The organism is Lactovum odontotermitis (assembly GCF_054658595.1).
This window is the reverse complement of the sequence record NZ_BAAGGQ010000004.1, coordinates 96,635-119,470: the sequence shown is the minus strand read 5'-3', so window position 1 is coordinate 119,470 and position 22,836 is coordinate 96,635. Positions and strand designations below refer to the sequence as shown.

26 protein-coding genes and 1 pseudogene are annotated in these 22,836 nt (G+C 47.8%); 25 read left to right on the top strand and 2 right to left on the bottom strand.

Features of this window, described 5'->3' with window-relative positions:
- Positions 1-25: 25 nt before the first annotated feature.
- Genes ACYQ2E_RS03875 through ACYQ2E_RS03855 form a run of 5 tightly spaced genes read left to right on the top strand, consistent with a single transcriptional unit; the run spans position 26 to position 3,090 of the window.
- Positions 26-691, top strand: coding sequence for a DnaD domain-containing protein (locus tag ACYQ2E_RS03875; RefSeq protein WP_460016745.1), 666 nt, complete (start codon positions 26-28; stop codon positions 689-691).
- Between the two features lie 5 nt (positions 692-696).
- Positions 697-1,371: an endonuclease III gene (gene nth / locus ACYQ2E_RS03870; RefSeq protein ID WP_460016744.1), complete on the top strand. Its 675-nt coding sequence runs from the start codon at positions 697-699 to the stop codon at positions 1,369-1,371.
- Positions 1,349-2,017, top strand: a complete 669-nt coding sequence (locus ACYQ2E_RS03865) for a tRNA (adenine(22)-N(1))-methyltransferase (protein ID WP_460016743.1) — start codon at positions 1,349-1,351, stop codon at positions 2,015-2,017. The genes nth and ACYQ2E_RS03865 overlap by 23 nt, the downstream gene beginning before the upstream one ends.
- The gene (locus ACYQ2E_RS03860; protein ID WP_460016742.1) at positions 2,014-2,787 is read left to right on the top strand and encodes a Nif3-like dinuclear metal center hexameric protein; all 774 of its coding nucleotides are present in this window, start codon (positions 2,014-2,016) and stop codon (positions 2,785-2,787) included. Before ACYQ2E_RS03865 ends, ACYQ2E_RS03860 begins: the two co-directional genes overlap by 4 nt.
- A 60-nt stretch (positions 2,788-2,847) precedes the next feature.
- Positions 2,848-3,090, top strand: coding sequence for a hypothetical protein (locus tag ACYQ2E_RS03855; RefSeq protein WP_460016741.1), 243 nt, complete (start codon positions 2,848-2,850; stop codon positions 3,088-3,090).
- Positions 3,091-3,127: 37 nt separating this feature from the next.
- On the opposite strand, the gene yidA is transcribed toward ACYQ2E_RS03855, so the two are convergent.
- Entirely contained in the window at positions 3,128-3,946 is an 819-nt protein-coding gene (gene yidA / locus ACYQ2E_RS03850; RefSeq protein ID WP_460016740.1) for a sugar-phosphatase, read from the bottom strand.
- The gene (locus ACYQ2E_RS03845; RefSeq protein ID WP_460016739.1) at positions 3,939-5,219 is read right to left on the bottom strand and encodes an HD domain-containing protein; all 1,281 of its coding nucleotides are present in this window, start codon (positions 5,217-5,219) and stop codon (positions 3,939-3,941) included. The genes yidA and ACYQ2E_RS03845 overlap by 8 nt, the downstream gene beginning before the upstream one ends.
- Before the next feature lie 146 nt (positions 5,220-5,365).
- Here ACYQ2E_RS03845 and ACYQ2E_RS03840 point away from each other — a divergent pair, with 146 nt between their 5' ends.
- The 20 genes and pseudogenes from ACYQ2E_RS03840 (at position 5,366) to ACYQ2E_RS03745 (ending at position 22,826) form a co-directional block, all read left to right on the top strand.
- Positions 5,366-5,773 carry a YwiB family protein gene (locus ACYQ2E_RS03840; RefSeq protein ID WP_460016738.1) on the top strand — a complete coding sequence of 136 codons (408 nt, stop codon included), beginning with the start codon at positions 5,366-5,368 and terminating at the stop codon, positions 5,771-5,773.
- Complete coding sequence (locus ACYQ2E_RS03835) at positions 5,763-6,947, top strand: DUF998 domain-containing protein (protein ID WP_460016737.1); 1,185 nt, start codon at positions 5,763-5,765, stop codon at positions 6,945-6,947. The genes ACYQ2E_RS03840 and ACYQ2E_RS03835 overlap by 11 nt, the downstream gene beginning before the upstream one ends.
- Before the next feature lie 65 nt (positions 6,948-7,012).
- Entirely contained in the window at positions 7,013-7,999 is a 987-nt protein-coding gene (locus ACYQ2E_RS03830; RefSeq protein ID WP_460016736.1) for an NAD(P)/FAD-dependent oxidoreductase, read from the top strand.
- A 5-nt stretch (positions 8,000-8,004) separates the two neighbouring features.
- Entirely contained in the window at positions 8,005-8,562 is a 558-nt protein-coding gene (locus tag ACYQ2E_RS03825) for a CvpA family protein (protein ID WP_460016735.1), read from the top strand.
- Positions 8,563-8,569: 7 nt separating this feature from the next.
- Positions 8,570-10,900 carry an endonuclease MutS2 gene (locus ACYQ2E_RS03820; protein WP_460016734.1) on the top strand — a complete coding sequence of 777 codons (2,331 nt, stop codon included), beginning with the start codon at positions 8,570-8,572 and terminating at the stop codon, positions 10,898-10,900.
- A gap of 97 nt (positions 10,901-10,997) precedes the next feature.
- Positions 10,998-11,327, top strand: a pseudogene (gene trxA / locus ACYQ2E_RS03815) (thioredoxin); the annotation flags it as partial.
- 58 nt (positions 11,328-11,385) lie between these two features.
- Positions 11,386-11,586 (top strand): DUF2969 family protein, encoded by a 201-nt coding sequence (locus ACYQ2E_RS03810; RefSeq protein WP_460016733.1) that lies wholly within the window; start codon positions 11,386-11,388, stop codon positions 11,584-11,586.
- A gap of 25 nt (positions 11,587-11,611) precedes the next feature.
- The gene (locus tag ACYQ2E_RS03805; protein ID WP_460016732.1) at positions 11,612-12,316 is read left to right on the top strand and encodes a type I 3-dehydroquinate dehydratase; all 705 of its coding nucleotides are present in this window, start codon (positions 11,612-11,614) and stop codon (positions 12,314-12,316) included.
- Positions 12,303-13,184 (top strand): shikimate dehydrogenase, encoded by an 882-nt coding sequence (aroE, locus tag ACYQ2E_RS03800; protein WP_460016731.1) that lies wholly within the window; start codon positions 12,303-12,305, stop codon positions 13,182-13,184. Before ACYQ2E_RS03805 ends, aroE begins: the two co-directional genes overlap by 14 nt.
- On the top strand, positions 13,177-13,854 hold the full coding sequence (locus ACYQ2E_RS03795) for a DUF1361 domain-containing protein (protein ID WP_460016730.1): 678 nt from the start codon (positions 13,177-13,179) through the stop codon (positions 13,852-13,854). The genes aroE and ACYQ2E_RS03795 overlap by 8 nt, the downstream gene beginning before the upstream one ends.
- A 74-nt stretch (positions 13,855-13,928) precedes the next feature.
- Positions 13,929-14,597, top strand: coding sequence for a VTT domain-containing protein (locus ACYQ2E_RS03790; protein WP_460016729.1), 669 nt, complete (start codon positions 13,929-13,931; stop codon positions 14,595-14,597).
- Positions 14,594-15,661 carry a 3-dehydroquinate synthase gene (gene aroB, locus ACYQ2E_RS03785; protein WP_460016728.1) on the top strand — a complete coding sequence of 356 codons (1,068 nt, stop codon included), beginning with the start codon at positions 14,594-14,596 and terminating at the stop codon, positions 15,659-15,661. The genes ACYQ2E_RS03790 and aroB overlap by 4 nt, the downstream gene beginning before the upstream one ends.
- A gap of 131 nt (positions 15,662-15,792) precedes the next feature.
- Positions 15,793-16,719, top strand: a complete 927-nt coding sequence (locus ACYQ2E_RS03780; RefSeq protein ID WP_460016727.1) for a DMT family transporter — start codon at positions 15,793-15,795, stop codon at positions 16,717-16,719.
- Between the two features lie 23 nt (positions 16,720-16,742).
- Complete coding sequence (locus tag ACYQ2E_RS03775) at positions 16,743-17,207, top strand: NUDIX domain-containing protein (protein WP_460016726.1); 465 nt, start codon at positions 16,743-16,745, stop codon at positions 17,205-17,207.
- The gene (locus ACYQ2E_RS03770; RefSeq protein WP_460016725.1) at positions 17,200-17,658 is read left to right on the top strand and encodes an NUDIX domain-containing protein; all 459 of its coding nucleotides are present in this window, start codon (positions 17,200-17,202) and stop codon (positions 17,656-17,658) included. Before ACYQ2E_RS03775 ends, ACYQ2E_RS03770 begins: the two co-directional genes overlap by 8 nt.
- Entirely contained in the window at positions 17,655-18,269 is a 615-nt protein-coding gene (locus tag ACYQ2E_RS03765) for an HAD-IA family hydrolase (protein ID WP_460016724.1), read from the top strand. The genes ACYQ2E_RS03770 and ACYQ2E_RS03765 overlap by 4 nt, the downstream gene beginning before the upstream one ends.
- Positions 18,266-19,432, top strand: coding sequence for a chorismate synthase (gene aroC / locus ACYQ2E_RS03760; RefSeq protein ID WP_460016723.1), 1,167 nt, complete (start codon positions 18,266-18,268; stop codon positions 19,430-19,432). The genes ACYQ2E_RS03765 and aroC overlap by 4 nt, the downstream gene beginning before the upstream one ends.
- A gap of 11 nt (positions 19,433-19,443) precedes the next feature.
- Positions 19,444-19,686, top strand: a complete 243-nt coding sequence (locus ACYQ2E_RS03755; RefSeq protein ID WP_460016722.1) for a hypothetical protein — start codon at positions 19,444-19,446, stop codon at positions 19,684-19,686.
- Positions 19,683-20,498, top strand: coding sequence for an NAD(P)H-hydrate dehydratase (locus ACYQ2E_RS03750; protein ID WP_460016721.1), 816 nt, complete (start codon positions 19,683-19,685; stop codon positions 20,496-20,498). The genes ACYQ2E_RS03755 and ACYQ2E_RS03750 overlap by 4 nt, the downstream gene beginning before the upstream one ends.
- 180 nt (positions 20,499-20,678) lie before the next feature.
- A complete protein-coding gene (locus ACYQ2E_RS03745; RefSeq protein ID WP_460016720.1) occupies positions 20,679-22,826 on the top strand; it encodes a copper-translocating P-type ATPase in 2,148 nt (715 codons plus the stop codon).
- Positions 22,827-22,836 lie beyond the last annotated feature (10 nt).

The following is a 22,836-nucleotide window of genomic DNA, read 5'->3' as shown; positions in this document are numbered from 1 at the left end:
AGAAAGCGTATGATATAATTAAGTAATGAGTTATTATGAAGAATTTTTGACAGGCCATCTCGTACTCCCGAGCGCCGTATTATCGCATTTTTCACAGATTTTCGACAGCTCTGAGGAATTTTTAGTCTGGCTTTTTCTGCTGGATGACAAAGAAGCTGCGCCCAGCCAAATTGCCGAGTGCATCGGCAGAACCCTAACTCAGGTCAACGCAAGTATCCAGCGCATGCAGAAATCGGGACTCCTGAAAGTTACATTAATCGAATCTGACGGTCAGACAGACATGATGTTTGACGTAGCGCCCACTTTCCAGAAAATCGACGCACTTTTTCATCCCGCTGAAAAAAATGAGCCCGCACAGCAGACTGCAGAAAACCGGCTCCAAACCGTTGCCAAAGCCTTCGAAGCTGAAATGGGCATGATTTCACCGATGCAGCTGGAAGAGCTCAGACTCTGGCTGGAAGACGATAAATTCGACGTCGGCCTGATTCTGGCCGCACTGCGCGAAGCCGCGCTCAACCGCAAAGTTTCGCTGAATTATATTCGGGCAATATTGCGCCGCTGGCGCGCAGACGGAGTGACAAGCGCCCGAGACATCGAAGAGCAGCGCGAAATCCGAGAAAGCAGTCAGGGAAATTCCGCGCCGAAAACGTATTCCGGCGAGACTTTCAGCATTCCTACTGAAGGTTTTTAGTTCAGATGATTAGCAAAAAAAGATTCTTAGAGGCACTGAAGATTATCACAGACATGTTTCCAGAGGCGCACGGCGAGCTGAACTGGCAGACGCCTTTCCAGATGCTGATTGCGACGATTTTATCGGCTCAGGCAACCGATGTTGGCGTCAACAAAGCAACACCCGCTTTATTTTCCCGTTATCCAGATGCTGAGAGCCTATCTAAAGCGGATTTGACCGATGTTGAAGACTGCATACGCACAATCGGCCTTTATCACAATAAAGCCAAAAACATCATAAAAACTGCACAAACCCTGGTCGAATGGGGCTATACAGAAGAACTGCCCCGGGATAAGAAAAAGCTCCAGGAGTTACCAGGTGTTGGCCGAAAAACAGCCAATGTCGTGCTGGGCGAAGTTTACGGAACACCAGGAATTGCTGTGGACACGCATGTTGAGCGGATTTCAAAACGCTTGGACTTGGTCAAGGCAGATGCCACAGTCCTGCAGGTTGAAGAGAAGCTGATGGCCTATATTCCCGAGAATGAATGGGTTTCGGCGCATCATCACCTGATTTTCTTCGGCCGTTATCATTGCACGGCGAAAAATCCGAAGTGTGACGGCTGTCCGGTGCGGACTTACTGTAAATACGGACAGAATTTGGACAGAATGAGAGAAAATGCACATGATAAAGCTGGATAAGCGCCTGCAGGCTGTGGCTGATTTCGTCCCGCCGCAGGCAAGGCTGGCCGATATAGGCTCAGACCATGCGAAGATTCCGATTTATCTGCTCGAAAACGGCAGAATTGAATTCGCGGTCGCAGGTGAAGTTGTGCGCGGGCCATTCGAAATTGCTCAGAGAAACACGGCAGATTTTCCGGAAATCAAGGTGAGACTGGCTGACGGCCTCGCTGCTGTTCAGCTTGAAGATAAAATTGATACGATTGTCATCGCCGGCATGGGCGGCTTGCTGATTGCGGACATTCTGAACGCTGACCCAGCAAAATTGGCAGCTGTCAAACGCCTGATTCTCCAGCCGAATAATGAAGAAGAGTCGCTGCGTCATTGGCTGACTCAGCATCAGTTCAAAATTGCTGACGAGAGAATTCTGGAAAGTAAAGGAAAGATTTACGAGCTTATCCTGGCCGAGCCAGGTCAGCAGGAAATCAGTCAGGAAGAAGCTAAATTCGGAATTTATCTGCGAAAAACTGAAATCTTCCAGAAAAAGTGGCAGCAGCGCTTGGCAGAAATCATTAAAGTTCTGGGACTATTACCCGAGAAGCAAAGTGTGGAGCGGGAAAAACTGCTTGCTGAAAAATCTCAAATTGAGAAAGTGTTAAAATCATGAATATTGCACAATTTGTTGAAAAATATGAGGCTTTTTGTCCGAAGGAATTGGCAGAAGCTAGGGACCCCGTCGGCCTGCAGATTGGCTCAATGGGCGCTGAAGTGCACAAGGTGCTGGTGACACTGGACATACGTGAGCAAACTGTCCGAGAGGCGCTTGAGAATCAGGTGGATTTGATTTTTGCCAAGCACCCGGTTATTTTTCGGCCTTTATCAAATTTGACGGACTTAAACAGCCAGGAAAAGATTGTGTTGGAGCTGGCCAAGGCGGGAATCGCCGTTTATACAAGCCATACCAACATCGACATTGTTGACGGCGGGATGAACGACTGGTTTGCCGAGGCATTCGGTCTGACGGAGGTTGAGCCGCTGACGGAGCTTGGAGTTGGACGGATTGGGAACTTTGTCAAAGCGCAGCCGCTGAAAACTGTTGTCGAAATGGCACGTCAGGTTTTTGGGCAGGAGCGTCTGCGCCTGGTCACTTATGAGCACAGTCTGAGTCAGGAAATTAGACGTGTCGCGATTTGCGGCGGTTCTGGCGGAAAGTTCTGGCCGGAGGCTTTGGCAAAAGGGGCTGATTTGTATATTACGGCCGATATTTACTATCACACTGGACACGATATTTGTTCAACGCCAATGACGGTAATTGACCCGGGCCATTATATGGAGCGAATTTTTATACCGAAAGTTGCAGAAATACTGCACGAATTTTCTCCAACTGTCGAAATCCTCGAAAGTCAGGCCTATACCAATCCTTTTTATGACATTTGAGTAAAATGTGCTATAATAGAGGCAAATAGAGGTATAAACCCGAAAATAAGGAGGTGGCATATGCAATCTACAAAGGCGACCGAAGAAATCTACAAGGCAAAGATTCATCTCATTAAGGCGAAGAAAATAATGAGTCAGTATGTTTTCGAGCATCAGCCGAATTCTTTTAAGAAAATCAACAAGCTGATTGAAGAACTGGATAATTTTTCGCTTGAAGTAAATGCGGACAGTAAAAATGTACCGGGGGCCAAAGACCCGCGGATTTTATCGGTTCACGAAATCTCACATCAGAAGTACAAATAAAAAAGGCCCGAGAGGGCTTTTTTTGAAAATATCATCTTTAGTTATAATCCGGCAGCACCCATTCATTAATTGCCCAAGCCACACCAGACTCAGCATTTGTCTTGGTGATGTGCCGGGCGATTTTTTTGATGTCCGCAACGGCGTTGCCCATGGCCACAGAATGGCCGGCCATTTCAAGCATGCTGCGGTCGTTTTCCTCGTCGCCGATGGCCATGACTTCTTCGTCGAGGTCAAGAAAGAGCTTCTCGGCCAGCAGTTTGACGGCGTTTCCTTTGCTGACATTGCGGTTGAGAATTTCCAGATAATAAGGCGCAGACTTAATAAGATTGAAGTTGTCGAAGAGCTCAAAGGGCAGATAGGCGATGCCTTCGTCCAGAATTTCCTCCTCATCAATCATCATGACTTTGAGCAGGTCGAGTTTCTGGATTTCTTCGGCGGTTCTGTAATAAAGCGGCATGTTGACGAGATAAGCTTCAACAACACTGTATTTGCCAATGTCACGATTCGTTGTATAAATTCCGTTGCGGGTATGTGCATGGATGTGAAGACCTGACTTGCGTGCAGCATTGTCCAAATCTAAAAACTCTTCGCCGGTAATCCCTTGAGAAATGAACTCCTCACCAGTGTCAGCCCGCTGAACCAGTGCGCCATTGTAGGTAATGACGAAGTCGCCGTGTCCGCGGAGATTAAGCTGGTCGAGAATGTCCTGCACGCCTGGGAGCGGACGTCCGGTACAGATGACGACCTTCACGCCTGCAGCTTTGGCTTTAGCAATCGCTTCTACGACTTCGGGCGTCAGTTTTCTTTCAGGGTCAAGCGTCGTGCCGTCCAAGTCCAGTGCGACTAGTTTAATCATTGATAAGTTCCTCATTTCTGATATGTTTTGTAAATTCAGGGTTTTTCAGCATAATTTTCGGGAAATAGAAGCGGCTGTCGCCGTAACTGTTGCCCGATAAAGCAGCGACCAGCGGCGAGCTTTCTGAGAGCTCAAGCATGGATGCATCCTTGTTGATGAGCTCGATATTGGCGTTGGTATTATCGCTCTCGGGTTTATAAAGATCATAGGGCGAGTCGAAGCTCGTGTGAATGCCCGTGTAAAATTCAGGGTCAAAGCCGGCCTTTTGAATCAATGCTTTCATCTGCTCAAGTTTCGGCGCAGTTTCATTCGAAAACTCAAAGGACTTCAAAATTTTGCGATTATTGTAGGAATCGGCCAAATCAGCCAGTATATTATCCGGCGAGTCCTCCCAGCTCTGAAAATAGGTGTTCATTACGCCGTCGTCAAGTCTCAGATAATTTTTCAAAGTAAAATTCTTCTCAAAAAAAGGAATCAGACAAGGCGAAGTGAATTTGAAATAATCAGGATTTTCAGCATAAAGGAATTTTGCGCGCTTCAGCAGCAGTGCCAGCAGCACATCCATGCCGCGGCTGGCAGGGTGAAAATAGACCTGCATGTACATCTGATAGCGGCTGATGACATAATCTTCCACCGAACGCGCCCCGCTGAAGCGAAAGGCAATGTCATTCTCGATAGGCACCATTGAATTGAGAATACGCGTCAAATCAAACTGGCCGTAGGTCACGCCGGTATAATAAGCATCGCGCAGCAGATAGTCCATTCTATCGGCGTCAATCTGGCTGGAAATCAGCTGAACCACCTGCTGATTCGGATAGTCGTGACTGATGACGCTGGCAACTTTTTCCGGAAAATCCGGCGAAACCTGGCGGAGCACCTGATTGACCTCCGTCTCGGGAGAAGTGATGATTTCGCGCGTGACAGCTTCATGATTCGTGTCGAAAAGACGTTCAAAGGTATGAGAATAAGCGCCATGCCCCAGGTCATGCAGTAAGGCCGCACACTGAGTGATTTGATTCTCAGCCGGATTCCAAGTTTCCGGGAAAAATTCTGTAAAACGCCCGGTAATGCGCCGTGCAATGCTGTAGACGCCCAGAGAGTGTGAAAAGCGGCTGTGCTCGGCCCCATGGAAAGTAAACATGACATTGCCTAATTGCTTGATGCGCCGCAGACGCTGAAATTCAGACGTATTGATTAGCTGATGAATAATCGGGTCTTCAATCCGGATGGGGTTATGAACAGGGTCGAGAAAGACTTTTTCAAATTTAGCCATGGCATAATTATATCATACCAGCCGCGGGGAATTGCAACTGTCAGAGTTGGACATTTTCTGCGATGATGTCATGAAAGGACGGTAAATTCAAGCCAGCGATTAATTACTTTAAATAATAATTGAAATAGTGTAGAATTAACTAATACGTGAAATTATTAATTAACAATCAAATTGAAATCAACGGCCAGACAGAGAACGTTTCGGAGAGTTATGAATGTGAGCTGACAGTGCGCAGCGGCAAAACTTATCTGACTTTTGTGAATCCGCTGGGTGATAAAATGCTCATCAAATTTAATGAAAATGAGCTGACCCGGATTCAGTTCGGTGAAAACCCGTTAACCATGCGCTTTGTCAAGAATCAGCTGACCTCATTTTCTCATGAGCTGCTGGGACTGATTATGATTGATACCAAGGCCTATGAAGTTTCAGAAAACCGGCTGCGCTTGGATTATCAGCTTTTGCAGAATGAAGTGCCGATTGGGAACTATCAGCTGGAAATTTCTTACGGAATGGATGAAACGGGAGCAGAAGTGAGCGAAAAAAATGAAAACTGAGAAGATTATTTTACCCAAGGAAATCTACGATAAGCTCAGTATTGACAAGGACTCTCAAGAAGTTGAGGTCGTAGAGGTCACCAAAGACTGTATCACAATTCGAGCGGCCAACAGCAAGCCGTCGCATGACTATGCGCCGCGCTGGTTTTTGCTGCCCACGCTGATTTCTGCACTTGTTTTTCTAATCTTAGCTTTAGTACTGCATCCGCACCTGGTCCCCCTGACAGGTGCTTATTCCATCGGGACAGCGGTAGACGTGATTGCCAATGGTGTTGCCTTGATTACTTTCATTTTGGCTTATATTGCACGCCGTAAACGTTTGTACCAGATGATGACGCGAAAGATTTACTGGCGGACTTTTGCGACAGTTGTGGCGTCAGTGCTGATTATCTCTACCCTGGCGCTGGTGGCTTTCTTCTGGTTCTTTGACCAGATTTTTCACGGCGCGCAGTTTGATATTTTCACTTCAACTTTTATTTTCGCGGCTTTTTCCGGAATTCTGAATTACTTCATTATCTTCATTGTGGATAATTTCTCAATTGAAATGCTGGTGAATATGCTGATTCTCGTGGTAATCGGAGGTCTCGTGGCCTCAATGGCGACAAACGGTAATCAGTACTGGTGGAAGCGGAATTTCAGCCTGCTGGGAACCTCTGCGTCCCATGCGAATATTCAGTTTAATTTGACGCTGATTGTGTCCGGCGCCTTGTTCCTGGCGCTCATTGACTATATTTTTGTCGCCTTGTCGCAGAAATACGGACGCCACTTGCGGCACATTGCGCTGCGGATTCTGCTGACGCTGACGGCACTTTGTATCGCGGGTGTCGGCATTGTCCCGAATAACGGCGTGTTAGGACATTTCTGGCATGACCAGATTGCCATGTTTATCGTTTATTTCATGGGGCTGACGGTGTTCTTAATCCGCTGGCTGTTTCCTGAGGGCGGGAAAAATCTGATTCATGTCTCTTACGGCATCATCGTTTTCCTGTTTATAAGTTTCGTGCTCTGGCGCGGTTTCCACTACTTCAGCTTGACAGCTTTTGAAATTTTGTCTTTTGCGGCCAGCTTTGCCTGGCTGATGCTCTTCATTAACCGCCTGACCAGCATGCTCTGGGACGACCATAAAACTTACCAGGTGACTTTCACCGATTTTGAACAGGAAGAGAAAAAATGACTAAAACATTGACTTTTAGTGCGAAAGAAGCAGAAAATTTTTGCTTTTTTTGATATACTTTGAGAATGGAAACAAAACAAGAAATGTATGATTTGATTATCGTCGGCGCAGGTCCCGTGGGACTTTATGCCGCTTATTACGCCGGCATGCGCGGACTGACTGTAAAAATCATCGAAAACTTTGACGAGGCAGGCGGACAGCCGCTGAACCTCTATCCCGAGAAACACATCTTCGACGTGGCTGGACTGCCAGTAACCGACGGTGTGCAGCTCACGGAGAATTTACTGGAGCAGCTTAGCCATATCGACTACGAGCTGATTTTAGGGGCTCAAGTGTCAAATGTCAGTAAAACTGATAAAGTCTTTACTGTTCAAACCCAGCAGGCAACTTACCAGTCGAAGGCCGTCTTGCTGGCGACCGGCAACGGGCTGCTGAAGCCCCGTACATTGGGAGTAGACGGTGAAGCAGAAGCGGCTGAGCAGGGCAGACTCGCTTATTTAATCAAGAACTTGGAGGACTACGCCGGCAGAACTGTTGCAGTGCTGGGAGGCGGAGATTCAGCTCTGGACTGGGCTCTGGAGCTTGAGAAAGTCGCAGCAGAGGTGCATCTGATTCACCGGCGCCTGGAGTTCCGCGCACACGAGGCGACAGTTGACGTGGTCAAGAAGTCATCTGTCATGATTCATACGCCTTACACAGCCTCAGCAGTGACTGAAGACGGGCTGATTATAAAGAAAGTCAAGGAAGACACGACAGAGGAGCTGAAAGTAGACAAAATTCTAGTCTTTTACGGTTTTTTGACGGAGGCGACAGAAATCATAGAGGGACTGGAATTAACGCCGCGGATGCAGATTTCAGTAGGACCTGCGATGCGCACGAATATCTCCGGACTTTATGCGGCGGGTGACTGCTGTGATTATGAAGGAAAGCTGCCGCTTATTGCGGTCGGCTTTGGCGAAGCCGTTGCGGCTGTCAATGATATGACGAAGCAGCTTAAGTTTGACCATGCCTTGCGTAAAGGTCACAGTTCCAGTATTTTCGGCGAGAAGTAGCATTTATGATTCTGACGGGGATAATTAGTGTGCTGTTGCTCCTTTCATTCATTGAGGGCTGGCGGCGCGGACTTTTTCTAGAGCTGATGAACCTTTTGGCTGCGGCAGTTTCTTTTGTGGCGGCGAGTCTGCTCTATCAGGAATATTCGGCGAAACTGGTTGATTATTTTAGTCTCACGGTGCCCTCTGAGTCCTTGAGGATTCTTAATGATGCCATTGTGAAAAAGGCGACTGCGCCTTTCTTTGCGGCCTTTACCTGGTTCATAATCTTCATTGGGGCAAATGTTGTCCTGCACCTTTTTCTCCTGCTTGTCCGCCGTTTTGCTGGGCTTCTCTCCTTTGGCAAACCCGGCCGTTTTATCGCAGGGCTTTTGAGTTTGATTGTTTGCTATTTCGGTATACAGCTCTGTCTGACTTTGCTTTCGCTTTTTCCGCTGGCCAATTTGCAGAATTTTCTGGTCAGCTCAGACTTTGCGCGCTGGATGGTGCTGAAAACACCGATTAGCTCGGGAGCTCTGCTTAAACTATTTGTCGAAAATATGATACACTTGAGTCCGTATTAATACTTTTATGAACGAAAAAATCTTAGAAACTTTAGAATTTGACCGTGTCCGGGCGCTGTTTGCACCTTTTTTGCAGACGGCTCAAGGCAGGACAGAATTAATGAATCTGTCCATTAGTTCTGAGCCTGAAAGAATCCAGAGCTGGCTGGATGAACTGTCTGAGTTTGCTGCTGTGGTCTCAGAAAATGAAAATCCGCAGCTGCTGCATACACAGGACCTAACTGAAGTCCTCAAGCGGCTGGAACTTAACGCCAGTCTGGCAGGACCAGAATTTCTGGCGATAAAGAAAGTTCTCTCTGCCGCCACTCGTCTGCGACAATATTTTGAAAATGTCCAAAATGTTGATTTTCCTGTGCTTGAAAAGACTACGGAAAAATTGACAAATCTCTCTGCATTGTCCAAAATTTTATCTGTGTTTGATGAATCCGGTGTTCTAATGGACAATGCGTCACCGCTTTTATCTGAAGTGCGCAGAGGTATGAAACGTGACCAGGAGCAAATCCGCAAGATTATGCAGGAATTGCTGAGCAAGCGCTCATCTGAGCTGACGGAAAACCTGATTACAATGCGTAACGAGCGTCCGGTTCTGCCGGTTCGTGCTGACAGCAAGTCAAAAATCGCCGGCGTTGTCCATGACATCTCCAGCTCAGGCCAGACGCTTTATATTGAGCCCTCTGCTGCCGTTGAGCGTAATAATGCACTCAATCAAAAACGGATTGAAGAAAAAAACGAAATTGCCCGGATTTATGCGGAATTATCTGAAAAGTTGACCGTTTACACACCGGAAATTCGGCAGTCCGCCTGGGTAGTTGGACGAATTGACCTGATTCATGCAAAAAATGAATTCTTAAAACGGCATCATGCGACGATTCCTGAAATTTCAGCCGATAAGAAAATCGAGCTCTTCGCGGCGGTACATCCGCTGCTGGACTTCAAAACTGCTGTAAAAAACGACATTTTATTTGACGAAAACCTGAATACGATTGTCATCACAGGGCCCAATACCGGCGGCAAAACCATCACCATTAAAACGGTCGGTCTGCTGACGCTGATGGCTCAGGCCGGACTGCCGATTACTGCGGCGACGGGCTCATCCCTGGCTGTATTCACAGAAATCTACGCCGATATCGGCGATGAGCAGTCAATTGAGCAGAGTTTGTCTACTTTCTCGAGCCATATGACAAATCTGGTGAAAATTCTCAAATCTGCAAATTCTGACTGTCTTGTTCTGGTTGATGAATTGGGCGCGGGGACAGACCCCAAGGAGGGCGCAGCCCTGGCAAAGGCAATTCTCGAAGAGCTTCGTCAGAGGCACATCAAAACGCTTGCTACGACGCACTACCCGGAGCTCAAGGCTTACGGGCTTGAAACAGAAAATGTCAGCAATGCTTCGATGGAATTCGATATTGAAAAAATGCGGCCGACCTTTAAGCTTCGACTGGGTGTACCTGGTCGCTCGAATGCGATTGAAATTTCCAGCCGTTTGGGCTTGCCCGAAAAAGTAGTCAAAGCAGCCAAGGAAGAACTTAATCTGGACAGCGGCGAGCAAGATTTAAACAGTTTAATCGAGCGCCTGGAGGCGCAGGTTCAGGAGCAGGATGAAAAACTGCTGACTATCAGCCGTCTGGAACATGAGAACAGTCGAATGAGTGCTGAGCTGACCCGTGAAAAGCAGACATTTGAGCGGGAGAAGAGCAAGATGAAAGCCGCGGCAGAATCAGAGGCCGCTGAAATCGCAAGCAAGGCTAGGCTTGAAGCCCAGAGCATTCTGAAGAAGCTCAACGACAAGATGCTGCTCAAGCCGCATGAAGTCATCGCCGCCATGGCAGAACTGGACAGTCTCGCGCCGGATTTATCGAAAAACCGTGTGCTGAGAAAGGCCAAGGCCGAGCGCGGCCTGCGTGATGGAGCAGAGGTCCTGGTGACAAGTTTCGGCCAGCATGGCAGGCTTGTGAAACGTGAGAAAGACGGGCGCTGGCAGGTAGCTATCGGCTCAATCATTGCCAAGGTTGATGAGGCAGATATTGAAGTCCTGGTCACAGCTGAAAAGCCGAAGGCGAAATCGAAAAATATCAGCCGTCAGGTGAATTCAAACATCAAGGCTCAGCTTGACTTGCGCGGGACACGCTATGAAGAGGCCGCCATGGAGCTTGACAATTACATTGACCAGGCGCTGCTGGCGAATCTCGGCCAGATTACGATTGTGCACGGTATCGGTACTGGCGTTATCCGCGAGCTGGTTCAGAAAAAGCTGGCTAAGAACAAGCACATCAAGAGTTTTGAATTTGCGCCGATGAATGCGGGCGGGTCTGGCGCAACGATTGCGACATTGAAATAATTTTTAGAGGACAAATAGGCATTTTCTGTCTAGTAATTACTGAGCAGAATAATTGCAGTTTAAAACAAAAATGTTATCATAGAGGGACAGATTTAGAAGGGAAATTGCAAAAATGGAATATGAAGCAACGGATGCAAATTTTAAAGAAGAAACATCTACTGGCACAGTTTTAGTGGACTTTTGGGCAACTTGGTGCGGGCCTTGCCGTATGCAGGCGCCGATTCTTGACCAGCTGGCTGATGAGCTTGACGAGTCAGAGCTGAAAATCGTCAAGATGGACGTGGATGAAAATCCGATGACACCGCAAAGTTACGATGTTATGGCTATCCCGACTATGATTTTACTCAGGGACGGCGAGCTTGTTGAGCGCCTGGTCGGTGTTCACACAAAAGAACAAATTAAAGAAGTCTTAGCTAAAATTTCCTGAGATATGGAAAATATTGGAAAATCCGTTCTTGGCGGATTTTTTTGCTATAATAGAGGCTATGAGTAAAAAAGATACTGAAATCACTGTCAAAGATATCGCAGATGGCGTTGAGTTACACGTCGGAAAACGCATCATCGGCTCTGTGCATGAAGTTGGCGGGGCATTCGAAGCGCGCTCGGGCGGAAAGCTTTTGGCAAGCTTTAAGAATTATGCGGACGCGGAAGAAGAAGTAATCCGTCATTACAATCTTTCGCTTTAAGAGTTAAGAGAAGGGAGAGCTGATTATGCCGAAATTTATCAGTTCATTTTTTCCGTCAAAAATAAGTGACATTGAAAGAGCTGACTTATCTGTTTTTTCTGCTGTTGATATGGTTGAATGGCGCGCAGATGCGCTTCCGCCGGAGCAAATCATGAAAGCGGCACCGATTTTCTTTGAAAAATTTAAGGATATTCCGGTTTTGTTCACGCTTCGTACGGTTGAGGAAGGCGGAAATTTTGACCAGCCGGAACTTATTTACACTTATATTCTGCGGCGGATTCTGAGCGAATTTACTCCGGACTTTGTGGATGTAGAGGCTGTGTCAAAGCCGGCGGTTCTTGAAGAATTGACGGAGTTCATGCCGAAGCTCTGGCTGTCTTATCATAATTTCCAGGAAATTCCGGAAAATCTTGTCACGATGATAGCAGATTTAGCTGAAAATAAGCCGGCCGCGGTTAAAGTCGCGGTGCTGCCGAAAACTAAGGCTGAGCTCTGGCAGCTGCTGCAGACGGCCGAAATTTTCCGTGAGAGCTTTGAGACGCCGCTGATTGCAATTGCCATGGGAAAAATGGGACGAATCAGCCGTCTGGTAGATTCTCCCTGGACTTTTGTGGCGCTGGGGCATCCGCCGCTTTTTGGGCAATTCACTTTATCTGACTGCAAACAGATTTTGGACATTTTAGCGGCTGATGACACTGCCGTAGAAGCTGGTGAAGATGCGGCAGATTGACGGTCAGACACGTTTAGCCGCAGTCATCGGGAATCCGATAAAGCACAGTCTCTCGCCCTTTATTCACAATCTTGCCTTTGACGAAAGCAATGTCAATGCAGTCTATCTGGCCTGGGAAGTGACCGAAAAAAATTTAGTCCAGGTACTGCATAATATTCGCGCATTGGACATGTTAGGGGTAAATCTGTCAATGCCTTATAAGCAGCTGGCCATGTGGTACCCTGAGGAATTGTCGGACTCGGCGCGCCTGATTGGCGCAATCAACACAATTGTCAACCGCAACGGCAAACTGACGGGTTATAATACCGATGGGACCGGATTTTTCCGAAGCTTAGAAGTAAAATATGATTTTCGGCCGCAGGATAAAGTGATTTCTGTGATTGGCGGAGGCGGCGCTGCACTTGCGATTATCGTTGAAGCGGCGCAGCTTAAAGCTAAGAAAATTCAGGTTTTTGCCAGAAAAAGTAGTTCCTATGCTCCGCTGGAGAAGAAGCTGACAACGGTGGCGGACTTGACGAAGTGCGAGATTCAGCTTTTTGATTTGAATTTGCCTGTCAATCTGCAATATGCTGTGAATTTCTCACAGCTGCTGGTGAATGCAAGTTCTGTCGGTATGGACGGGAAATCTTCGCCAGTTTCAGCAAATCTGGAGCTGCCGAAGGATTTGCTGGTGACAGATGTTATTTATAAAAGTCTGAAGACGCCTTTTCTACAATGGGCTGAAGCCCAAGGCGCAAGAACTGAAAATGGGCTCGGCATGCTGATTTATCAGGCGGCCGAATCCTTCAAACTCTGGACAGGCAAGCAGATGCCTGTTGAAATTATCGAAAAGGAACTGATGCATAAACTCTATGGTCATAATGTTTAGAGAACGTAAAATTCAGCTCATTCACGGGCTTTTCATCCTTTACAGCCTGTCTGCGCTAGGCTGCTTTTTGTTTTTTGCGCAGGGTCAGAATTTTGAGCCGTCCAAATACCGCTTAATTCCGATTCTCATGATTTGGAATGTTTTTCTGGCTTTTGTCGGATTTGATGCCGTGCAGCTCCATCTCTGGAGCAGTCATCGCGTCGTGAAAGTCATTGCGGCGCTTGTTGCCTTCCTGTTTTATCCGAACAGTTATTACATGGTGACGGATGCCAAGCATATCGGTGACTGGTTTCCGAATCCTGCACAGATGAATTTCGCCCAGATGGATGCGCAGAAACTTTGTTATTTTATTTTCCTGATGGCTGGGATTTTCTTCGGTGTTTTTCTGGGCTTTGAGTCAATGAAGCCGATTCTGCAGCGTTATTTCGTGAGCTGGACGGCGAAGTCTGCCTTTGTTCTGGTCATGTCCTTTCTGAGTTCGGTTGCGATTTATGCGGGACGTGTGTCGGCGGAGCGGGTTAATTCCTGGGATGTTTTCTATCGGCCTTTTTATACGCTGGGCAAGCTCCTGGCGGTGATTCAGCCGGGTAATTTCCTGTTTCTGCTGATGTTTACGCTCTTTCAGCTTTTTATTATCGGGCTGGGTTATTCGATTATCTGGCGTGATTAAATGCGGGAATTATGCTATCATAGTTACTTATATTGTCACTTAATATTGCCGCTTATGAACTGGAGAATTTATAGATGATTTACACTGCTTCGATTTTCGGATTTTTTGACCAGATTAATGTCATGTTTAAGAATTTTGCGCAGACACCGTCGACACACATTTGGATTTATGTGGTTCTTGGCCTGCTGATTTTCGTGGAAACAGGGCTGGTTATTTTTCCTTTCCTGCCGGGTGATTCCGTGCTCTTCTTTGTCGGCGGACTGGCTGCACTTTCGGACGGAAAACTGAATATTGTCTTTTTAATGGTCATCATGGGGGCGATTGCCTTTCTGGCCAATTTAGTGAATTACGAGATAGGCCGGAGATTCGGTGAAGTCATTCCGAAAGTCAGCTGGATGAGTCGAATCCTGAAGCCTCAATATCTCGCTGAGGCTCATAAATTCTTTGAAAAGTGGGGTGCCTGGGCAATTTTTCTCGGCCGCTTCATGCCGATTATCCGCACGGTTGTGCCTTTTGTGGCTGGTACCGGAAAAATGCCGCAGAAAAAGTTCGTCCTGTTCAATTTCTTAGGCGGATTCTCCTGGGTCATCGTCGCGCTTGGCGCAGGCTATGCCTTTGGAACCAATGCCTGGGTACAGTCACACTTTGAAATCATCATGATTGCAATCGTCGTGGTTTCGCTTCTGCCGGCGATTATTGGCGGTCTGTCGGGCTACATGAAGAATAGGCGGGCAAAAGCATGAAACTGAAAGTTGATTTGCCGGCTCGCTCACATGCATATGAGCTGCTGATTGAGCGTGGAGCCTTTGAAAACGCGGCCGAATGGGTCTCTTCCCTATGGAGCAAGCAGAAAATTGTGCTGATTTCAGATGATGAAGTGGCAGCGCTTTATGCTGGAAAGCTCAGTTCAAATTTGGAGAAAGCGGGATTTGACGTCTCGCTTTTTACCTTTCCCGCAGGAGAAGCCTTAAAAACTCTGGCAACCGCAGAAGCAGCCTGGAGTTTCTGTGCGGAGCAGGGACTGACGCGTTCCGACGGAATCATTGGACTTGGCGGCGGTGTGGCAGGGGATTTAACCGGTTTTGCGGCCTCAACCTACCTGCGAGGCATTCATTTCTTGCAGATTCCGACCTCATTGACCGCGCAAGTTGACAGTTCCATCGGCGGAAAGACAGGCGTGAATTCGAGGGTCGCGAAAAATATGATTGGCACTTTCGCGCAGCCGGACGGTGTTCTGATTGACCCTAATCTGCTGGCGACGTTGAATGGGCGCTGTCTGCGCGAGGGAATGGGTGAAGTCATCAAATGCGCTTTGATTGCCGATAAAGAGCTTTGGAAGAAACTGGAGACGATGTCCGGCAGCGATGTTCTTGCAAATGCGGATGAACTGATTGAACATGCTGTAAATGTCAAGCGCCGGCTTATTGCAGAAGATGAGTTTGACAACGGTTCGCGCCTGCTCTTGAATTTTGGCCATACCATCGGGCACGCGATTGAGACGACTGCAGGTTATGGTGAAGTCATGCACGGAGAAGCTGTTGCCGTAGGCATGCTGCAAATCACACGAATTGCCGAGGAAAAGGGGCTTGCTGAGATTGGCTTGGCTGAACAAATTCGGCGAATGCTGCTGAAATTCGGCCTGCCGGCGGAATACGAGCCCTGGCAGCCGGAACGGCTCTATCAGGCGCTGACACATGATAAAAAGACGCAAGGAGCAATGATTCGGACGGTTCTAGTCACCGAGATTGGAAAAGCCGAAATTCACCCGATTGAAATAACAGAAATGAAAGACTATCTGAAACGCTAAAACAGTTATTTTCATTTACACTTGTTGGTTAACTGTCTGAAAACGTTGTTCTTACAATCAGCCGTGACTGGTTTCAGTTCTACTTTGTGTTATCATTAAATGATAAAGAAAGCAGTAAAGGTGATTCAAGTATGCTGATTTATCTCATGCTGGCGCTAATAGCCGGATTTTCCCTCTCCAATCAGGGACCTATCAATGCTCGACTGAAACTGGCTGTCAATTCAGCCTTCTGGTCGTCTACAATTTCGCAGATCATAGGTACTGCCCTCTTGGCGCTCCTGTCGCTGGCGATGGGCTTTGGTCTGTTTCCGTCCGTCGAATTCGTGACTTCTCATCCTTGGTGGATTTGGCTGGGCTGCTTCCTCGGACCGATTTATGTCACTTCCAACATTTACCTTTTCCAGAAGCTGGGTGCTGTCCAGGCCGTGATTCTGCCCATTCTTGGACAGATTGTCACAGGTGTCCTGATTGACACATTCGGCTGGTTTAATCAGACAAAAATTCCGATTTCGACTCTGCGTCTTCTGGGTATTTTGATCACTGTGTCCGGTATCCTTGTCGCTGTGATTCTGCCGAGTTTACGCTCAGGCAGACAGACGGGAAATCCTGCGACGGGACTGATGTTCTGGCGTATTTGGGGCATTTTCACGGGCGGGCTTGTGGCAATGCAGCAGGCCATTAATGGACAGCTGGGCATTCTAGTCGGAAGCCCAGTGAAAGCCGGTTTCCTGTCCTTTTTCTGGGGACTGGTGCTGATTTTCTGTGTCAGTCTGATCGTTGAGCGGAAGTTCCCGCGGAAGCAGGATTTTAAGCAGATTAAGCTGTGGAACGGTTTGGGAGGCCTCTGCGGCGCAGTGTTTGTGGTTGCTGTCATCATTGCTGTACCGAAAATCGGGACAGGTCTGAATATTTTAATGGCGCTGGTAGGCCAAATCGTCGGCTCTATGCTGATTCAGCAGTTCGGCTGGTGGAAGTCCCAGAAAGCCGGGATTCATCCTGCTCAGATCATTGGCGTTATTATCATGGTTGTCGGCATTATTTTTATTAAGTTCTTATAGTTTTGGAAAATGGAGGGCCTCAGATGGATTACATTACATGGCTGCGCAGTAAAGTCGGTCATGACAAGGTTTTTATGAATTTCGCGGTCGCATTGATTCGCAATGAAAAGGGGCAGGTTTTAATGCAGCAGCGAGGTGATTCAGGCCTCTGGGGCTTTCCCGGCGGCTGTATCGAGCTTGGCGAGACATTTGAAGAAGCGCTGCGCCGCGAAGTCTATGAAGAGACGCGAATCAGTGATTTTGAAATCGTTCATCAGCTGGGCGTCTACAATCGGGTGAATTTCGTTTATCCGAGCGGAGATGTGGCGCAGCCGATTGATATCGTGTATGTCTGCGACCTGCATGGCATAGCGGATTTGACTTACCGTGACGAGGAGACCGAAAATCTGCGCTGGATTGACTTGTCAAATCTGGATGTAGAACTGTTCAATAAAGATTTTGCCGGGACGATTAATGATTATCTAGAGTGGGAGAAGGAAAATGGCTGATTATGTAGGATGGATACGCAGTAAAGTTGGACATGACAAGATATTTTTGAACAGCGTGGTTGCATTTATCCGCAATGATAAGGGGGAGGTTCTCATGCAGAGACGCGGTGACTCGAACCTCTGGGGCTTTATCGGCGGCTGTATGGAGCTGGAAGAAAGTTTTGAGACGACTTTGCGCCGTGAAATCTTTGAGGAGACAGGTGCACAAAATGTCAAAATTGTCCAGCAGCTAGGCATCTACAACTGGTTTGAACATCCGCAGCACTACCCGAATGGCGATGTTGCACAGTGTATGGACATTTACTATATTTGTGAATTGACAGAAGCGCTTGATTTGTCTTATACGGACGAGGAAACGCTGGAGCTGCGCTGGGTGGATTTATCGACATTTAACCTGCCTTTGTTCAATATAAATCAGACAAAAGTAATTGAGGATTATCTGAGTTTATGACAACTTTTATTTGGGATTTGGACGGGACGTTAATCGACAGTTATGATGTCTTTGTCAAAGCGCTGGCGGCGACTTTCAGTGATTACGGCTGGGACTTTGATTCTCAGGCAGCGCGCGCATACATTTTGAAATACTCAACGCACCAGTTTCTGAAAGAGCAGCCTGTACCCTTTGACGAGATTCATGCGAAATTTTCAAGTTATTCGGTGAAATGGAACAGCGAGATTAAGCTGATGGACGGTGCGCGTGAGGTTCTCGACTGGACACAGCGTCAAGGCATCCGGAATTTTCTGATTACGCACAAGGGAAATAATGCTTTCGACTTGCTGGAGCAGCTGAAAGTCGGACATTACTTCGAAGAGGTTATCACAGGCGAAACTGGATTTGCCAGAAAACCGAATCCTCAGTCGGCAGACTTTCTGATTGAAAAGTATCACTTGGACAGAGCGTCCACTTATTATCTGGGGGACCGTCCTCTGGACATTGATTTTGCACACAATGCCGGAATTCGTTCGATTAATTTTCTGCCCGCTGTAGACTCTATTCGAATTCAGAAGCTCACAGATCTGGTGACCATTTTCCAAAAAAAGACGGAGAATAAAGACAAATGAGATATTTTACTGCCGGTGAGTCACACGGCCCAAGTTTAACTGCAATTATAGAGGGGGTTCCTGCTGGGCTGGCGCTTTCGGCTGGGGACATTGATATTGAGCTGAAACGCCGTCAAGGTGGTTACGGTCGCGGTGAGCGCATGAAGATTGAGTCCGACCAGGTCGAAATCAGCTCTGGCGTTCGCTACGGCAAAACGATAGGTTCGCCGATTACTTTAGTCGTGAAAAACCGCGATTACAGCAACTGGCGTGACGTGATGGCTGTAGACGAAGTAGATGAGGCAACCGAGCTGAAGCGGCGTGTAACGCGTCCCCGACCGGGGCATGCTGACCTAGTCGGCGGCATGAAATATGACTTCGCCGATTTGCGCAATGTCCTGGAGCGCTCAAGTGCCCGAGAAACCACCATGCGCGTCGCAGTCGGCGCTGTGGCGAAAAAACTGCTGTCTGAACTCGGCATTGAGGTCGCCAACCATGTTGTCAATTTCGGCGGCATTGACATTGAGCTGCCGTCTGACTTAACAGTCGGCCAGATTCAGGACACTGCCCGCCGCAACGATCTGTCCATCGTCGTGGACGCGCAGGCTGGCCAGATTCGAGATTACATTGACCAGATTAAACGAGATGGCGACAGCATCGGCGGGATTATCGAAGTCCGCGCCGAGAATGTGCCCGCAGGACTTGGCTCCTATGTCCAGTACGACCGAAAGCTGGATGCGAAGCTTGCTGCGGCCGTGATTTCAATCAATGCCTTCAAAGGCGTTGAATTCGGCCTCGGCTTTGAAGCGGGTCGCCGTCAAGGTTCGCAGGTAATGGATGAAATCGTCTGGTCGCAGGACACGGGCTACAGCCGCGCCAGCAACAATCTCGGCGGTTTTGAAGGTGGTATGACCAACGGCGGGCAAATCATCATCCGCGGCGTCATGAAACCTATTCCCACGCTTTACAAGCCGCTGATGTCCGTAGACATTGAAACACACGAACCGTACAGAGCCAGCGTGGAGCGCTCTGACCCAACCGCTTTGCCGGCCGCAGGTGTTGTCATGGAAAATGTCGTCGCCACTGTTCTCGCGCAGGAAATCTGTGAAAAATTCAATTCTGACACGATGTCAGAACTGAAATCAGCGGTTGAACAATACAGAGAGCGCTTGAAAGACTTTTAGCAGAGGTAAAAATGAATCACATAGAAGTTACGATTAACAAACACGAAATGATGGTCTTCGACGATATTGAGCAGTGCAACGCCTTCATTGACACATTTATGACGGAATTCCGTGAGAACATCATGTTCAGCGCCCCAAAAGACACACATCCCGACTATATCGAATCCTCCATCGTTTTCTACAATCCTCCCCTGCCGCGCCCAGACGGACAGGAAGCTATTTTGCTGGACATACACATGCCGAAAACATTATGATTGAACTTACCGATGAAATTTTAAACACAGTTATTAAAAAGCGTCTGAAAGACTCGCACAAGGGGACTTTCGGGCGCCTTTTAGTCGTAGGCGGAAACAGCCAGTACGGCGGCGCAGCCATTCTAGCTGCGTCAGCTGCTGTTTATTCAGGCGCGGGACTGGTGACTGTCGCGACAGACGCCGTCAACCATGCGGCACTCCATGCGCGCTTGCCCGAAGCCATGGTGATTGACTGGACAGAAGCCTTTGAGACGGAAAAATATACCGTCATTGTCATCGGCTGTGGACTCGGACTGCAACGCAGGGATTTATTGACTCAAGTATTGAAAAACCAGACCGAGAATCAGTGGCTCGTGATAGACGGCTCAGCTCTGACCATCTTTGCTGAGCAGAACATTCCGGTAAAATTCCCAGAGCACGTGATTTTCACACCACATCAAATGGAGATGCAGCGGATTTCCGGACTCAAAATAGACCAGCAGACCGTGCCAGCTGTGCAGGCTTTTACAGATAAACTAGGCGCCATCGTTGTCGCAAAATCCTCTGAAACTAAAATTTTCAGTCCGAATCGGGAAGCTTACATTCTGAAAATCGGCAGTCCTGCGCAAGCCACAGGCGGCATGGGTGACACGCTGGCAGGCATGATTGGCGGCTTTCTGGCACAATTTCGCTCAGATACGACAGAAGTGGCGGCAGCAGCGACCTATCTGCATTCACGAATCGCACACAAATTGGCCGATGAACAATATGTAGTGCTGCCCAGTCAGATTATTTCGGAAATTCCGGTGGCCATGAAGAAGTTCGAGGAATAATGAAATCAACAACCGGATTTTATTTTCTCTCAATAAAATGACAAAAGCCTTTAAATTGTGCAAATTCAGGGATTTTTCTTGACAATGTTTAAAATTAGCGTTATCATTAATTTGTAAGATTTACATTTGTAAACGGTCGTTAAACATTTTAAATTTATACAGAGAGGAAAAGGTCTGATTATGAAAGAAGACAAAATGATGATGAAGGATCATGATAAAGCTGGAATGAACCAGATGAGTCACGATCAAACAACGATGTCTGATATGTCTGGTATGGAAATGAATGAAAAAAGCATGAAAAATATGGACATGTCCGATATGAAAATGGACAATATGGACATGTCGGACATGAAGCACGGCGATATGATGATGAACCACGGCGGCCACATGATGCACATGGGAAACATGTCGCAAAAGCTGAAAGTAGCAATTGCAGTCATGATTCCGCTCCTGCTTATTTCACCGATTGCGGGCTACACACTGATTAAATTCCCCGGCAGCGTCATCCTGCAGCTAATTTTGGGCTCGGTCATCTTTTTCTACTGCGGCACGCCCTTTTTCAGCGGTGCCAAAGGCGAGCTGAGCGCACGTAAACCCGCGATGATGATGCTGATTACGATGGGCATCACGGTGGCTTACGTTTACAGCGTTTATGCCAGTATCATGATTCTGACTGGCTGGGACAAAAATGCCATGAATTTCTGGTTTGAGCTGTCAACCCTGATTGTTATCATGCTGATTGGACATTTGATTGAGATGCGGGCCATCATGAGTGCAGGCGATGCACTCAAAGACCTGGCTTCTTTATTGCCGAAAAAAGCGCACCTGGTAAAGTCAGGCGAGGATATTGAAATCTCTTCGCTAAAAGTCGGTGATGTCCTGCTGGTGAAGGAAAACGAGAAAGTACCGGCCGATGGCGAAATTGCCGGCTCAGCAATTATTGATGAATCTATGATTACCGGAGAATCCCGTGCAGTCAGTAAAGCCGCTGGTGACAAGGTTTACGGCGGCTCGCTGAATCAGAACACACCTTTTGAGATGACTGTGACGACAGTAGGAAAAGACAGTTTTCTGTCGCAGGTTGCCGAGCTTGTGAAAAATGCCCAGGCACGGAAGTCGAATCTCGAAAACATGGCCGACCGCGTGGCAGGATATCTGTTCTGGGCGGCGCTGATTGTCGGGCTGGCTTCGCTGATTGTCTGGAGCATCACTGCGAATTTCTCGTTTGCTTTGCTCTTGGCAGTTTCGGTCTTTGTGATTGCTTGTCCGCATGCGCTGGGCTTAGCAGTCCCATTGGTCGTGAGCCGTTTGACGACGATTTCTTCAAAAAATGGCCTGCTGATTCAAAACCGCACGGCGCTTGAAGCCATCAATAAAGTCAAATACGCGCTGATGGATAAAACGGGTACGCTGACTGACGGGAAATTCGTTGTGCGCAAAGTTGTCGCGCTGGCTGATAATGTTAATGTACTGCAAATCATGGCAGCCATCGAGGCGGATTCGACACATCCAATTGCTTTGTCCATCGTAAATGCGGCAGGCACGCTGAAATATAAGGCAGAGAATGTCATTAACCAGCCAGGCATCGGTATGACAGGTGACGTGAACACGGTCCATTACCGAATCGCTAACCTGAAGTGGCTCCGCGAAAATAATATACAAATCGATGAAACTAAAGTCGCTGACTACCTGGAGCTAGGCTTGAGCGTGTCAATCCTGTTATCCGGGAAGAAGCCTGCAGGTTTTGTAGCCCTGGGCGACTCACCAAAACCCGACGCAATTGACTTTATTAAAGGTCTCAATGCCTACGGCATCACGCCTGTGATGCTGACCGGCGACAATCAGGCAACAGCTGAGAAAGTTTCTGCAGCGCTGGGAATTTCAGAATTCCGCGCCGAACTAAAACCCGAAGACAAAGCTCAGATTGTCCGCGAATATCAGAAAAAAGGCGGCGTACTCTTTGTCGGCGACGGCGTCAATGATTCCCCGGCCCTGGCAACAGCGGATATCGGCTTTGCAATCGGTGCAGGCACAAGTGTGGCAATCAGCACAGCCGACGTTGTCCTCGTGAATTCAAATCCGTCAAGTGTGCTGGACATGATTGGCATTGCCAAGCGCATGCTGCGGAAAATGAAGCAGAACCTCTGGTTCGGCGCAGGCTACAACATTATCGCGATTCCGCTGGCAGCAGGGATTCTTTACCCAGCCTTTCATTTCATGATTGACCCGCTGCTGGCAGCCGTTCTGATGAGCCTGTCAACAGTAATCGTCTCATTCAATGCGATGGGACTGCGCTACGACAAGGAAAAAACGCATGAAAATGAGTAAAAGCCTTGAC

Coding starts and splice junctions, on each gene's coding strand:
- ACYQ2E_RS03875 (WP_460016745.1), top strand. CDS start 26: ATGAGTTATTATGAAGAATTTTTGACAGGCCATCTCGTACTCCCGAGC.
- nth (WP_460016744.1), top strand. CDS start 697: ATGATTAGCAAAAAAAGATTCTTAGAGGCACTGAAGATTATCACAGAC.
- ACYQ2E_RS03865 (WP_460016743.1), top strand. CDS start 1,349: ATGCACATGATAAAGCTGGATAAGCGCCTGCAGGCTGTGGCTGATTTC.
- ACYQ2E_RS03860 (WP_460016742.1), top strand. CDS start 2,014: ATGAATATTGCACAATTTGTTGAAAAATATGAGGCTTTTTGTCCGAAG.
- ACYQ2E_RS03855 (WP_460016741.1), top strand. CDS start 2,848: ATGCAATCTACAAAGGCGACCGAAGAAATCTACAAGGCAAAGATTCAT.
- yidA (WP_460016740.1), bottom strand. CDS start 3,946: ATGATTAAACTAGTCGCACTGGACTTGGACGGCACGACGCTTGACCCT.
- ACYQ2E_RS03845 (WP_460016739.1), bottom strand. CDS start 5,219: ATGGCTAAATTTGAAAAAGTCTTTCTCGACCCTGTTCATAACCCCATC.
- ACYQ2E_RS03835 (WP_460016737.1), top strand. CDS start 5,763: ATGAAAACTGAGAAGATTATTTTACCCAAGGAAATCTACGATAAGCTC.
- ACYQ2E_RS03830 (WP_460016736.1), top strand. CDS start 7,013: ATGGAAACAAAACAAGAAATGTATGATTTGATTATCGTCGGCGCAGGT.
- ACYQ2E_RS03825 (WP_460016735.1), top strand. CDS start 8,005: ATGATTCTGACGGGGATAATTAGTGTGCTGTTGCTCCTTTCATTCATT.
- ACYQ2E_RS03820 (WP_460016734.1), top strand. CDS start 8,570: ATGAACGAAAAAATCTTAGAAACTTTAGAATTTGACCGTGTCCGGGCG.
- ACYQ2E_RS03810 (WP_460016733.1), top strand. CDS start 11,386: ATGAGTAAAAAAGATACTGAAATCACTGTCAAAGATATCGCAGATGGC.
- ACYQ2E_RS03805 (WP_460016732.1), top strand. CDS start 11,612: ATGCCGAAATTTATCAGTTCATTTTTTCCGTCAAAAATAAGTGACATT.
- aroE (WP_460016731.1), top strand. CDS start 12,303: ATGCGGCAGATTGACGGTCAGACACGTTTAGCCGCAGTCATCGGGAAT.
- ACYQ2E_RS03795 (WP_460016730.1), top strand. CDS start 13,177: ATGTTTAGAGAACGTAAAATTCAGCTCATTCACGGGCTTTTCATCCTT.
- ACYQ2E_RS03790 (WP_460016729.1), top strand. CDS start 13,929: ATGATTTACACTGCTTCGATTTTCGGATTTTTTGACCAGATTAATGTC.
- aroB (WP_460016728.1), top strand. CDS start 14,594: ATGAAACTGAAAGTTGATTTGCCGGCTCGCTCACATGCATATGAGCTG.
- ACYQ2E_RS03780 (WP_460016727.1), top strand. CDS start 15,793: ATGCTGATTTATCTCATGCTGGCGCTAATAGCCGGATTTTCCCTCTCC.
- ACYQ2E_RS03775 (WP_460016726.1), top strand. CDS start 16,743: ATGGATTACATTACATGGCTGCGCAGTAAAGTCGGTCATGACAAGGTT.
- ACYQ2E_RS03770 (WP_460016725.1), top strand. CDS start 17,200: ATGGCTGATTATGTAGGATGGATACGCAGTAAAGTTGGACATGACAAG.
- ACYQ2E_RS03765 (WP_460016724.1), top strand. CDS start 17,655: ATGACAACTTTTATTTGGGATTTGGACGGGACGTTAATCGACAGTTAT.
- aroC (WP_460016723.1), top strand. CDS start 18,266: ATGAGATATTTTACTGCCGGTGAGTCACACGGCCCAAGTTTAACTGCA.
- ACYQ2E_RS03755 (WP_460016722.1), top strand. CDS start 19,444: ATGAATCACATAGAAGTTACGATTAACAAACACGAAATGATGGTCTTC.
- ACYQ2E_RS03750 (WP_460016721.1), top strand. CDS start 19,683: ATGATTGAACTTACCGATGAAATTTTAAACACAGTTATTAAAAAGCGT.
- ACYQ2E_RS03745 (WP_460016720.1), top strand. CDS start 20,679: ATGAAAGAAGACAAAATGATGATGAAGGATCATGATAAAGCTGGAATG.